The following is a 12241-nucleotide window of genomic DNA, read 5'->3' as shown; positions in this document are numbered from 1 at the left end:
CCCCACGGCCCGTCGCCGGGCCGTGGGGCGCCCCTGGCGGGGGGTCAGGCGGCCTTGATGCTGTCCAGGATGTCGAGCTTGGCGGCCCGCCGGGAGGGCCAGATCGCGGCCACCAGGCCCACCAGGCCGGCCAGCGCGAGGAAGAGCAGCAGCTTGGCGTAGGGCACCACCGTGGTCAGGCCCGTGATGCTGTTCTTCAGCGTGCCGTTCACCGCCCAGGCCAGGAAGCAGCCCAGGGCCAGGCCCAGCACCGCGCCGAGCAGCGCGATGACCACCGACTCCAGCTGGACCATCCGCTTGACGCCGCCGCGGCCGAGCCCCACCGCCCGCAGCATCCCGATCTCGCGCTTGCGCTCGAAGACCGACATCGCCATGGTGTTGACCACGCCGAGGATCGCCACCAGGACCGACATCGCCAGCAGGCCGTAGAGCATGTTGAGGGCGAAGGAGATGGTGGAGCTGAACTGGTCGCGCAGTTCCTGCCGGCTCTGCACCTGGATGATCGGGTTGTCGCCCGCCGCGCTCACCAGGGCCTGCTGGAGCGAGGCGCCGGCGCCGTTCGCGCCCTTGACCAGGATCTGGTTGACCGAGGTCGCCTCGCCGTGCGCGCGCAGTACGGCGTTGTCGACGGTCACCGGGTTGATCATCGCGTTGTTGGCGTAGACGCCGCCGACCACCAGGTTGGTGCTGCCGCCGTCCTGGAAGGTGGTCGCCACCGTGCTGCCCACGACCAGGCCCTCCTTCTTCGCGGTGTCCGCGTCGACCAGCAGCCGACCCTGGGCCAGGGCGGCGCTGGAGCCGCTGTTCATGGTCAGGTTGAGCACCTGGTCGATCTGCGCCGGGTCGACGCCGGTGACCTGCCGGTCCTGACCGGCCAGGCGCAGATCGCCGTCGTTCAGCGGCGAGGAGGCCGCCACCCCCGGCACCTTGGCCACCTGGGCGGCGACTTCGGGGGACAGGGCCAGGCCGTTGGACATCGAGACCGAGTAGTCGGCCTTCAGCGAGGTGGTGACGGTGCGGTCCAGCCAGCCGCCGACCGAGGCGCCGAGCACGGTCAGCGCGCTGACCAGGGTCAGACCGATGGTCAGGGCCGAGGCGGTGGCGGCGGTGCGGCGCGGGTTGCGCAGCGCGTTCTCCCGGGCCAGCTTGCCGGAGATCCCGAACAGGCGGTTCAGGAGCGGGCCGACGGCCGCGATCAGCGGGCGGGACAGCAGCGGGATCAGGATGAACGTCCCGAGCAGCGCGGGCACGGCGCCGCCGGCCACGATCCACTTCCCGTCCGAGCCCGCGCCCGAGCCCCACAGGATCAGCACCAGGCCCACCGCGGTGAGCGCGGCACCGATGCTGTTGCGCACCAGCAGGCCCTTGGGGGTGGCCGGTTGGTCCCCGCTGCTCATCGCCGCGATCGGCGCGATCCGGGCGGCCCGGCGGGCCGGCAGCAGCGCGGACAGGACCGTCACCAGCACGCCGGTCAGCAGCGCGGTCAGCACGGTGGCCGGGGCCACGACCAGCGGGCCGGAGGGGCTGTGGCCGTTGTCCAGGGCCCCCACCAGGACCTGCATGCCGGCCCCGATACCCAGCCCGGCGACCAGCCCGGCCACCGAGGAGAGCGCCCCGATCAGCAGGGCCTCGACCAGCACCGAGCGGGTGACCTGCTTGCGGCTGGCGCCGATGGCGCGCAGCAGGGCCAGCTCCTTGGTGCGCTGGGCGATCAGCATGGTGAAGGTGTTGGCGATGATGAAGATGCCCACGAAGAGCGAGATGCCGGCGAAGGCCAGCAGCATGGTGCGCATCCCCGACATCGAGGAGGCGATCCGGTCGCGCTGGTCGGCCTGCAGCCGGTCGGCGGTCTTGGCGATGATGCCGCCGTGGTCGCCCTGGCCGGTGGCGTGCGGAAGCACCCGGGTGACCTCGCCGAGCAGGGTGTCCTGGGAGGTGCCCGGCGCCGCGGTGACGGCGAGGTCGGTGAACTGGCCGGGCGAGACCAGCAGCCGCTGCGCGGTGGCGGTGTCGAAGAGCACCAGCGGCGCGCCGGCGCTCACCCCGGGGTCGTCGGTGGTGAAGATGCCGGTCAGCGTGGCGTTGGCGGCCGGGCCGTTGGTGGCCACCCGCACGGTGTCGCCGACGTGGTAGCCGGCCTTGTCGGCGCTCTGGCGGTCCAGCGCGATCTCGCCCGACTTCTGCGGTCCGCGGCCGGCGGCCATCGGGTAGCGGGAGTCCTGGCCGGCACCGTTGGGCACGTAGTTGGCGCCCCAGGAGTCCTGGCCCTGGCCCAGGCTCTTGCCGTGCTTGTCGGCGACGGCGGTGAAGCCCTGGGCGATGCCGCGGACCTGCTGGACGCCGGGCAACGCGGCGAGTTGCCCGACCGTGGTGGCGGTCAGCCGCGGGGCGTCGGCCCCGGCCTTGTCGGCGGCCACCGCGTCGCTCTGTGCGCCGTTGTCGCTGACCAGCACGGAGAGGTCCGAGTAGCTCCTGGAGTAGCTGTTCTTGAGCGCCGAGCCGAAGGTGTCGGAGAAGATCATGGTGCCGGCCACGAAGGCGGTGCCCAGCATGACGGCCAGAGCCGTCATCAGCAGCCTGCCCTTGTGGGCCAGCACATTGCGCAGTGCGGTGCGATACATGGCGAGTCCTGGAGGAACGAGGGGACGGGCAGGAGGGCGGGCACGCCGCGGCCGCGCTCCGGCGGCCCCCTCGGGGTGCGGCGCGCTGCGGCGGGTCGGGCGGTTGACCGCAGGTCAGCTGGTGCGGCCCTTGGCGTCGAAGCGGCGCATCCGGTCCAGCACGGAGTCCGGGGTCGGGCCGACGAGTTCGTCGACGATCCGGCCGTCGGCGAGGAAGACCACCCGGTCCGCGTAGCCGGCGGCGACCGGGTCGTGGGTCACCATCACGACGGTCTGGCCCAGTTCGCGCACCGAGTTGCGCAGGAAGGAGAGGATCTCGGCGCCGGAGCGCGAGTCGAGGTTCCCGGTGGGCTCGTCGGCGAAGATGATGTCCGGCTTGCCGGCCAGCGCGCGGGCGCAGGCGACCCGCTGCTGCTGGCCGCCGGAGAGCTGGCTGGGACGGTGCGAGAGCCGGCCCGAGAGGCCGACCGTCTCCACCACCGCGTCCAGCCAGGCCCGGTCGACCCGGCGGCCGGCGATGTCCATCGGCAGCGTGATGTTCTCCAGCGCGGTGAGCGTCGGCAGCAGGTTGAACGCCTGGAAGACGAACCCGATGTGGTCGCGCCGCAGCTGCGTCAGCTGCTTGTCCCGCAGGCCCACCAGCTCGGTGTCGCCGATCACGGCGGAGCCGGAGGAGACCGTGTCCAGCCCGGCCATGCAGTGCATCAGGGTCGACTTGCCCGAGCCCGAGGGGCCCATGATGGCGGTGAACTCGGCCTCGCGGAACTCGACGGACACGTCCGCCAGGGCGACGACCCGGGTCTCACCGGTGCCGTAGACCTTGTTGAGACCGGTGGCCCGGGCGGCCGCCCGGCCGGTGCGGACGGCTGCTGCGGTCGGCGTGGTCACGGTGTTCTCCTGTCGGTCGCGGCGCCGGTGGTCCGGCAACTCGGCTACAACTCCATGCTCGGGGGCGGGGAGTGCCGATCGCGTCGCTCCGACGGACGGTTGGGTGACGGCACCGGAGGTTGACCGGTCGACCCGTTTCTCCTCCTGCGGGATTGACGGGAGGGCCCGCCTCTCCTCCTGCGGGATGACGGGACCCCGGTGGCCGGATCGCGCGCCTTCGCTGGCCGAATCACGGACTGTTCGTCAGATGGCAAGGAAACATGACAACTTCCCCGGCTGGGAACATGCGCAAGAGGGATCGGGACGACTAGGCTCAGGGGTAGCCCACTGACGGGCGGAGCTGTTCCCGCCCGGATGGTGGAACGCAGACACGGGCAGCTTAAAACTGCTTGGCCGCGAGGCCGTGCCGGTTCGAGTCCGGCTCCGGGCACCACACTCGTCCCCCTTCTCCTCTCTTCCTCCCCTCCTGCCGCGGTGCCGCCTCCCCTCCCGGAGTGGTGCTGCGCGCTGCGCGGGAACGGATCGCGGCGCGCGCCCGTTTCCTTTACCAACGCATTACCCTTGGCAGGCGGGTGGTGACGTGCCGCCCTGGGAGGAATCAGCATGAGAAGCAGCAATCCGGTGTTCTCGCGGAGCGGGTCCTTCAGTCGCGACGCCGGCTACGCGGGCTTCGGCGCACCGCAGCAGGCACCGAACCCGTACGCGCAGCAGCCCTCGGGCCCCTACGCCGGCGGGCAGAACCCGTACGACCCGGGGGCGCGGGCGGGCAGCGCCGAGCAGTTGGAGGAGCTCTACCGCGCCCCCGCGGCGGGCCCGACGGCCACCGGCCGGATGACCATGGACGACGTGGTCGCCAGCACCGCGCTGACGCTGCTCACCGTGGTGGCGGCCGGCGCACTGGCCTGGTTCGCGCTGCCGACGGCCAACTTCGGCCTCGCCACCGGGGCCGCGCTGGTGGCCTTCGTGGTCGGCCTGGTGATCAGCTTCAAGCGGAGCGTCAACCCGGCGCTGGTGCTGCTCTACGCGGCACTGGAGGGCTTCTTCCTCGGCGCGATCACTCACGCCTTCAACACCATCTGGCCCGGGATCGCGGTCCAGGCGGTGCTCGGCACGGCCGCGGTCTTCGCGGGGATGCTGATCGCCTACCGCACCGGCCGGATCCGGGTCACCGCGCGCTACACCCGGATCGGCATGGCCATCGCGATCGGCTTCCTGCTGCTGATGCTGGTCAACGTGGTCGCCTCGATCTTCGGCGCCTCGATGGGCCTCGACTCCGGTCCGCTGGGCATCCTGGTCGGCGTGGTCGGGATCGGCCTGGGGGCGTTCTTCCTCTCCCTGGACTTCGCCTCGGTGGAGGAGGCGATCCGCGGCGGCGCCCCGCGCCGCGAGTCCTGGCGCGCGGCCTTCGGGCTGACGCTGTCGCTGGTCTGGATCTACCTGGAGATGCTGCGGCTGATCGCGATCCTGCGCGGCGACGACTGACCGCCGGTCCCCGGCGCAGCGCGACGCGACGCAGCGCACCGACTGCAGCGCACCGACCCGCACCCGAGCCTGTGGCCCGGGCGGGCGTTCCCGCCCCCGGCGCCGGAACGCCCGCCCAGGCCATAGGCTCGCGCCATGCCTGATGTGCCCTCCCTGCTGGAGTCCGTCGACCGCCTGGCGGACCGTTTCCGCGCGATGCCGCAGAGCCGGCTGCTCGCCGCGGTGCCCGGCCACCCGTCGCGGGCCGCCGCCGCGCTCGCGCTGGCCGACCAACTGGCGCGCGCGGCCCAGCTGCTGGAGGAGGGCGCCGGCGCGCCGGCGCGTCAGGTGCCGGACGTGGGGGTCTTCGCGGTCGGCGACCAGATCGCGGTGGCCGGCCACGACCTGGCCGCCGCGCTGGCCGCCGAGTTGGCCGACGGGCCGAACGCCGGGGTGACCAACGCCGGGGTGACCAACGGCGGGGTGACCAACGGCGGGACGCGGAGCGCCGGAACGCGGAGCGCCGGAACGCCGAACGGCGCCCGGCCGTCCGCGGACGTCCTCCTCGCGGAGGCCGTCGCGGCGGTGGACGCCGTCGAGAAGCTCTGTTCCTGAGCCGACCGCGGACCTGCCGCGAGCCTCGCTCAGATACTGGCCACCACGCGGTCGGCCAGCACGTAGACGGCCTCGTCGTCGGTGGAGAAGGTCAGCGAGTACGAGCCGGAGAACCGCGAGCCGCCCAGCAGCCGCACGTCCTCGCCCGCCCGCACCGCGTCGATCAGCCGGTAGGCCGCCTCGCGGTCGCCGGGGGCCACGCAGAGCGTGGTGCCGTCGGCGAAGGCGTAGACGTCCAGGGTGCCCAGCGGGCCCGGCCGCACGTCGGTGAGCGCGATCCGGTCCTCGGCCAGCATGGTGAGCCGGGTGTCGGTCCACTCCCGGGAGGGGGTCTGGCTGGGCACGAAGTCGGGGTGCGAGGGGTGCCGGCGCGGGTCGGGGGCGACGGCCGGGGCCTGGTCGAGCGGCGCGACCTCGGTGGCCGCCTCGGGGTCGAAGAGGCCGGCCTCCAGGCCGGTCGCCAGCAGGTCCGCCTCGCGGCGCGCGCGGGCCTCGCCGGCCGGCACGCCACCGACCGCGGCGCCCTCGCCGGCCGGCACCGCACCGCCGGGCACCGCACCGCCCTGCGCGGGGTGCCCGCCGGCTGCCGGGTGGCCGCCCTGGGCGGGCAGGCCGCCCTGGGCGGGGTGCCCGGGCAGCGTGCCGCTCTCGCTGATGATGTCCTCCAGCGCGGAGCGCAGGGCCTCGCCGAACTCCGGGTCCATCGTGCTCGCGCTGTCCGCGGCCTCCTCGGGGCCGGTGGGCCGCGGGAAGAAGACCGGCCAGTTCTCGACCGGGCCGAGGTCGGCCAGCCCGCTCAGTCCGTAGCCCAGGTCGCCGGGGGCGCCGGTCCAGGGGGTGTCCAGCAGCGGCTCGTCCTCGGCCGCCCGGGCCTCCTGCTCGGCCCAGAACGCCCGCGCCTCGCTGATCTCGCGTTCGCGGTCGGCGGCCAGCGCCTCGGTGACGGCCCGGCGTATCGCGGCCTCGTCGAGGGGGGTGGCACCGCTCGCGGCGGCGCGGTTCTCGTCGAGCCGGCGGGAGAGGCCGCGTACGTGGATCAGGACAGCTGCGGAGACGGCGATCAGGATCAGCAGGAGAGAGATGTACACGGCGCTCACGGAACGTACTCCTTGCGCGGAGTGGAACAGGGGAACATCTCCACCCTGCCGTATGGGTGGGTGGTACCGCAGTGGAAGATGTCCGAAATGTCCGTGACGTTGGTCATTGTCCGAATATCCAATGGCATGGCCGGTGTACGCTGCGCAGTTGGACGACTTCGGGGTGTCGAGAAATGGCGTTCGAAAGGACGCGAAGAGGGCCGGATCGCGAAAGCGATGTGATCCGGCCCTCAATTACCGTCCGTGACGCCGAACGGGTGGCAGTCCGATCAGGAGAGGCGCTCCGTTCGCAGGGTCGCGGCTGGGCTGCTCCTGCGCTTCGGGCGCGTGCCGCCTCGTTCCTCGGCGACCCCCACCCTGCGCTGCGTCTCAGCTCAGCCGCTCCAGGACCATCGCCATGCCCTGGCCGCCGCCCACGCACATGGTCTCCAGCGCGAACTGCTTGTCGTGCCACTGCAGGGAGTTGATCAGCGTGGTGGTCAGTCGCGCGCCGGTCATGCCGAACGGGTGGCCCACCGCGATCGCGCCGCCGTTGACGTTCAGCTTGTCGAGGTCGATGCCCAGGTCCCGGTAGGAGGGGATGACCTGCGCGGCGAACGCCTCGTTGATCTCGACCAGGTCGATGTCACCGATGGTCAGCCCGGCGCGCTTCAGCGCCTGGCGGGAGGCCTCCACCGGGCCGTAGCCCATGATCTCGGGGGACAGGCCGGAGACACCGGTGGAGACCACCCGGGCCAGCGGCGTGATGCCCAGCTCGCGGGCCTTGGTGTCGGACATGATCACCAGGGCGGCCGCGCCGTCGTTCAGCGGGCAGCAGTTGCCGGCGGTGACCGTGCCGTCGGGGCGGAAGACCGGCTTGAGGCCGGAGACGGCCTCCAGGGTGACCCCGGCGCGCGGGCCGTCGTCGGCCGACACCACGGTGCCGTCCGGGGTGGTGACCGGGGTGATCTCGCGCTGCCAGAAGCCGGCCTTGATGGCCGCCTCGGCGAGGTTCTGCGAGCGCACGCCGAACTCGTCCTGATCGGCCCGGGTGACGCCCTTGAGCGCGGCCAGGTTCTCCGCGGTCTGGCCCATCGCGATGTAGGCGTCCGGCAGCAGGCCGTCCTCGCGCGGGTCGTGCCACTCGCCGCCGCCCTCCTCGGCGCGCCTGGCGGTGCGCGCCAGCGCGTCGGCGAAGAGCGGGTTGGTGGTGCCCGGCATGCCGTCCGAGGTGCCGTGGATCGAGCGGGAGACGGTCTCCACGCCGGCGGAGATGAAGACGTCGCCCTCGCCGGCCTTGATCGCGTGCAGTGCCATCCGGGTGGTCTGCAGCGAGGAGGAACAGTACCGGGTGATGGTCGCGCCGGGCAGGAAGTCCATGCCCATCTGGACCGCCACGATCCGGGCCAGGTTGTGGCCCTGCTCGCCGCCGGGCAGGCCGCAGCCGAGCATCAGGTCGTCGATGTCGCGCGGGTCGAGCTGCGGCACCTTGGCCAGCGCGGTGGCGATGATCTGCGCGGTCAGGTCGTCCGGGCGGACGTCCTTGAGCGAGCCCTTGAAGGCCCGGCCGATCGGCGAACGGGCGGCGCTGACGATGACGGCTTCGGGCATGACGGCTCCCAGGTGTGTGTCCGGCTGCTACGCAGAGGAAAGTTACTCTCAAGTAGCCCGTGCGTCACCTGCGTCCGGGTGTGAGTTCGCCGACGCCCGCCTCGCCGGGATCCGTCGGTCCCCGGCGGTGGCCCACCGCGCCCAGGGCCGTGGCCCCGCCGGGCTCGCCGGGCAGGCCGGGTTCGCCGGGTGGTTCGGGCTCCGCGGGCTGGCCGGTGGCGGACGGCAGGCCGAACCGCAGCCGCTGCTTGACCAGCGCCCACCGCCCGCCGCCCGCGCCGGCGTCGGTGGAGGCCACCTCGGTGCCGGACTGGCCGGCCGCGTGGGCCGCCGCCACCGCCATCGGCAGCACCGCCTCGCGGCGGGCCGGCGGCTCCTGCTCGGCCGTCTCCGGCCAGAGCCCGAGCGCGGCGCAGAGCGAGGGCAGCATCGCCATCGCCGCCGTCGCGTAGCCCTGGGCGGAGGGGTGGAAGCGGTCGGAGGCGAACATCTCCGGCCGGGCCGCGAACTCCGGACCCAGCAGCGAGCCCAGCGAGACGGTGCGCCCGCCCGCCTCCACCACCGCGATGGTCTGCGCGGCGGCCAGCTGCCGGCTGACCCGCCGCGCCACCCAGCGCAGCGGCGGCCGCACCGGCTTGATGGTGCCCAGGTCCGGGCAGGTGCCGACGACCACCTCGCAGCCGAGCGCGCGCAGGTCGCGGACCGCCTCGCCCAGGCGGCGCACCGCCTGCGCGGCGGGGGAGCGGCGGGTGACGTCGTTCGCCCCGATCATGATCACCGCGAGGTCCGGACGGGCCGCCAGGGCCTGGCGCACCTGGCGCGCCAGGTCGTCCGAGCGGGCACCGGAGGCGGCCACGTTGACCAGCTCCACCCGCCGCTCGGCGACCGAGGCCAGCCCCGCGGCCAGCAGCGCGCCGGGCGTCTCGCGGCTGCGCCGCACGCCCAGTCCGGCGGCGGTGGAGTCGCCCAGGAAGGCCAGCACCAGCGGCTCCTGCTCGGTGGCCGGGTCGGCGAAGCCGTCGCCGTAGACCCCGTCGGACTTCGGCGGGTCGCCCTCCAGGATGCCGACCGCGCGGATCGCGAGTCTGCTCTCGGTGATCAGCACGCCGGCCAGCCCCACGCCGAGCAGACCCAGCCCACCCCCGCCGTAGGCCGCGGCGGTGGCGATCCGCCGGGCGACCCTCGCCCTCGATTGCTGCGCCCCAGGCATGGCGGCGACCCCCTTCGTGTCCCGTCGCTCGCCCGCTGGCGCGGGAGCGTCCCACAGCGTGCATACCCTCTGACACCTTCGCGCTATCGGGAGGCATCGGCCATCTGGAGCCATAGGCTGGAGCCACCGAAGAACTGTCATGGCCACAGACCGGGAGGACCCCCGTGCGGTACCACAATTCGATCATCGACCTGGTCGGCAACACCCCGTTGGTGAAGCTCACCAAGGTCACCGAGGGCATCTCCGCCACGGTGCTCGCGAAGGTCGAGTACTTCAATCCCGGCGGCTCGGTCAAGGACCGGATCGCGGTGCGCATGATCGAGGCCGCCGAGGCCTCCGGCGCGCTCAAGCCGGGCGGCACCATCGTCGAGCCGACCTCCGGCAACACCGGCGTGGGCCTGGCGATCGTCGCCCAGCAGAAGGGCTACAAGTGCATCTTCGTCTGTCCGGACAAGGTCTCGACTGACAAGATCAACACGCTGCGGGCCTACGGCGCCGAGGTCGTGGTCTGCCCGACCGCGGTGGCGCCCGAGCACCCGGACTCGTACTACAACGTCTCGGACCGGCTGGTCCGCGAGACCCCGAACGCCTGGAAGCCGGACCAGTACTCCAACCCGGACAACCCGGCCTCGCACTACCACTCCACCGGTCCCGAGCTCTGGGAGCAGACCGAGGGGAAGATCACCCACTTCGTCGCGGGCGTCGGCACCGGCGGCACCATCTCCGGCACCGGCCGCTACCTCAAGGACGCCTCGGGCGGCTCGGTGCAGGTCGTCGGCGCCGACCCGGAGGGCTCGGTCTACTCCGGCGGCACCGGCCGTCCGTACCTGGTCGAGGGCGTCGGCGAGGACTTCTGGCCCACCGCCTACGACCGCACGGTGGCGGACGAGATCGTGGCCGTCTCGGACAAGGACTCGTTCCAGATGACCCGCCGCCTGGCCAAGGAGGAGGGCCTGCTGGTCGGCGGCTCCTGCGGGATGGCGGTGGTGGCCGCGCTGGAGGTCGCCAAGCGGCTGGGCCCCGACGACGTCGTGGTGGTGCTGCTGCCGGACGGCGGCCGCGGCTACCTGTCGAAGATCTTCAACGACGACTGGATGGCCGACTACGGCTTCCTGCCGGCCGCCACCGACGAGTCGCACATCGGCGAGGTGCTGGCCCGCAAGGACGCCATCGAGCACGAGGGCATCCCGCAGTTCGTCCACATGCACCCGGGCGAGACGGTCGGCGAGGCGGTGCAGGTGCTGCGGGACTTCGGAGTCTCGCAGATGCCGGTGGTCTCGCCCGGCGCCGGCCACCCGGACATCATGGCCGGCGAGGTGATCGGCTCGGTCGCCGAGCGCGACCTGCTGGCCGCCCTGTTCAGCGGCCGCGCCCAGCTCACCGACCTGCTGGAGCAGCACATGTCCCGCCCGCTGCCGGTGGTCGGCTCGGGCGAGTCGGTGACCGGTCTGATGAGCGTGCTGGAGCAGCACGACGCGGCCGTGGTGCTGGTGGACGGCAAGCCGCAGGGCATCGTCACCCGCCAGGACCTGTTGGCCTTCATGGCGGGCCGCACCGCGCACTGACGTTTCCGGGATGGTTCGTCGGCCGACGAATCGGTACACCCGCGTCACGTGCACGCATCACCCGGTTAACAACCGTCGGGCACTGTAGTGGGCACGGCAAGACGCCGAGCAGGACGGCAGCGGTGACCGGGAGCGGCTCCCCGGACACCGCGGCCGTCCCGAGGCACACGGACCGGTCCTGACCCGGTCCCCGTGTCTCCCTCCGAGGCCCTTCGGGGCCGGAGGGGCCCCTCGTGGGGGCCGCCGTCGTCCCGCCCCTGTCCGGCTCCGGCCAGATGGACAGGGTGCGGCGGTTCCCACGACACCTCGCGCCCTCGCGGCGCGGCTCCGCGGCTCCCGGGTGGGGGAGCCCGGCGGAGCGGGCGAGGCCGGTCCCGGTTCACGGGGCCGGCCTCGCCGTGGTTTGGGCACCTGGTGGGGTTCTCCCCTACGCTCGCCCCATGACCAGCACCGAGACCAGCGCCGAAGCAACCGACGCCCCCCGCTACGTCCGCCTCAGCATCGAGCTGATCGCGGAGATCACCGACGAGAACGCCCTCAAGGCCGCCGCCCTGGCCCAGGTCCAGGACGACGAGTACCTCGACGACGAGGAGCGCGCCCAGTCCGTCGAGGCGATCGAGGTGGACCCCTCGGGTTCCCTCGCGCACTTCATCGACCCGGTCGCCCTGCTCGGCGACGTTCCCGGTATCGAGCTGACCCAGGCCACCTGGGAGTCGGCGCAGACCGAATTCGACCCCGAGGACGACAGCTACGAGTTCGAGGTCGAGTAACGACACGAACGCAGAGCGTTCTCCTTTCATACCGCCCGCCGGATTGCCGGCCGGGCGGTATGTCCATTTTTGGCGCCATCTCTCATCATCTCGTACGATCTGATCCTCTTCGGGGAACCGGTTCGACCGCAATAACGTCGTTAATTCCGATTTGCGTACCTGGATTCATGGCAGTCGGCAGCAGGGAGACGAGAACGTGACGGCACGGGAGCAGCGCGGGCGCGGCGGTGTCGACGGCGTGGGCGTCGGCGGCGGCGTGGGTGGGGGCGGCGTGGGTGGGGGCCTGGGTGGGGGCTGGAGCCGGCGCGGGGTGCTGGCGGGGCTGCTCGGCGCGCCCGTCCTGTTCCTGGCGGCCTGCAACGACGGCGGCAGCGGTGGGCGCGGCGGCCCGGCGGGCGGCGTCGGCGGGGCGGGCGGTGCGGGC

9 protein-coding genes, 1 tRNA gene and 1 pseudogene are annotated in these 12241 nt (G+C 72.8%); 6 read left to right on the top strand and 5 right to left on the bottom strand.

From position 1 onward, the window contains the following. Positions 1-44: 44 nt before the first annotated feature. Together ABD323_RS24490 and ABD323_RS24485 are read right to left on the bottom strand one after the other, a co-directional pair. Positions 45-2621: an ABC transporter permease gene (locus ABD323_RS24490; protein WP_344444083.1), complete on the bottom strand. Its 2577-nt coding sequence runs from the start codon at positions 2619-2621 to the stop codon at positions 45-47. Between the two features lie 114 nt (positions 2622-2735). After that, complete coding sequence (locus ABD323_RS24485; RefSeq protein ID WP_344444082.1) at positions 2736-3509, bottom strand: ABC transporter ATP-binding protein; 774 nt, start codon at positions 3507-3509, stop codon at positions 2736-2738. Positions 3510-3857: 348 nt separating this feature from the next. Here ABD323_RS24485 and ABD323_RS24480 point away from each other — a divergent pair. From ABD323_RS24480 to ABD323_RS24470, 3 genes are all read left to right on the top strand, one after another. Then, positions 3858-3942: transfer RNA gene (locus tag ABD323_RS24480), tRNA-Leu, on the top strand. Between the two features lie 170 nt (positions 3943-4112). Then, positions 4113-4991, top strand: coding sequence for a Bax inhibitor-1/YccA family protein (locus ABD323_RS24475; RefSeq protein WP_344444081.1), 879 nt, complete (start codon positions 4113-4115; stop codon positions 4989-4991). A 135-nt stretch (positions 4992-5126) separates the two neighbouring features. Next, entirely contained in the window at positions 5127-5585 is a 459-nt protein-coding gene (locus ABD323_RS24470) for a hypothetical protein (protein ID WP_344444080.1), read from the top strand. A 29-nt stretch (positions 5586-5614) separates the two neighbouring features. Here ABD323_RS24470 and ABD323_RS24465 read toward each other — a convergent pair whose 3' ends face one another. From ABD323_RS24465 to ABD323_RS24455, 3 genes are all read right to left on the bottom strand, one after another. After that, positions 5615-6682 (bottom strand): serine/threonine-protein kinase, encoded by a 1068-nt coding sequence (locus ABD323_RS24465; RefSeq protein ID WP_344444079.1) that lies wholly within the window; start codon positions 6680-6682, stop codon positions 5615-5617. Between the two features lie 369 nt (positions 6683-7051). Further along, the gene (locus ABD323_RS24460; protein WP_344444078.1) at positions 7052-8272 is read right to left on the bottom strand and encodes an acetyl-CoA C-acetyltransferase; all 1221 of its coding nucleotides are present in this window, start codon (positions 8270-8272) and stop codon (positions 7052-7054) included. Between the two features lie 64 nt (positions 8273-8336). After that, complete coding sequence (locus ABD323_RS24455; protein WP_344444077.1) at positions 8337-9482, bottom strand: SGNH/GDSL hydrolase family protein; 1146 nt, start codon at positions 9480-9482, stop codon at positions 8337-8339. A 164-nt stretch (positions 9483-9646) separates the two neighbouring features. On the opposite strand from ABD323_RS24455, the gene ABD323_RS24450 reads away from it, so the two are divergent. From ABD323_RS24450 to ABD323_RS24440, 3 genes and pseudogenes are all read left to right on the top strand, one after another. Further along, positions 9647-11047, top strand: a complete 1401-nt coding sequence (locus ABD323_RS24450; protein ID WP_344444076.1) for a cystathionine beta-synthase — start codon at positions 9647-9649, stop codon at positions 11045-11047. Positions 11048-11487: 440 nt separating this feature from the next. Next, on the top strand, positions 11488-11817 hold the full coding sequence (locus tag ABD323_RS24445; protein WP_344444075.1) for a hypothetical protein: 330 nt from the start codon (positions 11488-11490) through the stop codon (positions 11815-11817). Between the two features lie 196 nt (positions 11818-12013). Then, positions 12014-12241: pseudogene (locus ABD323_RS24440) on the top strand (hypothetical protein); the annotation flags it as partial.

It is taken from the genome of Kitasatospora nipponensis (assembly GCF_039528135.1).
GTDB classification, from domain to species: domain Bacteria; phylum Actinomycetota; class Actinomycetes; order Streptomycetales; family Streptomycetaceae; genus Kitasatospora; species Kitasatospora nipponensis.
This window is presented reverse-complemented; position numbering and strand designations above follow the sequence as displayed.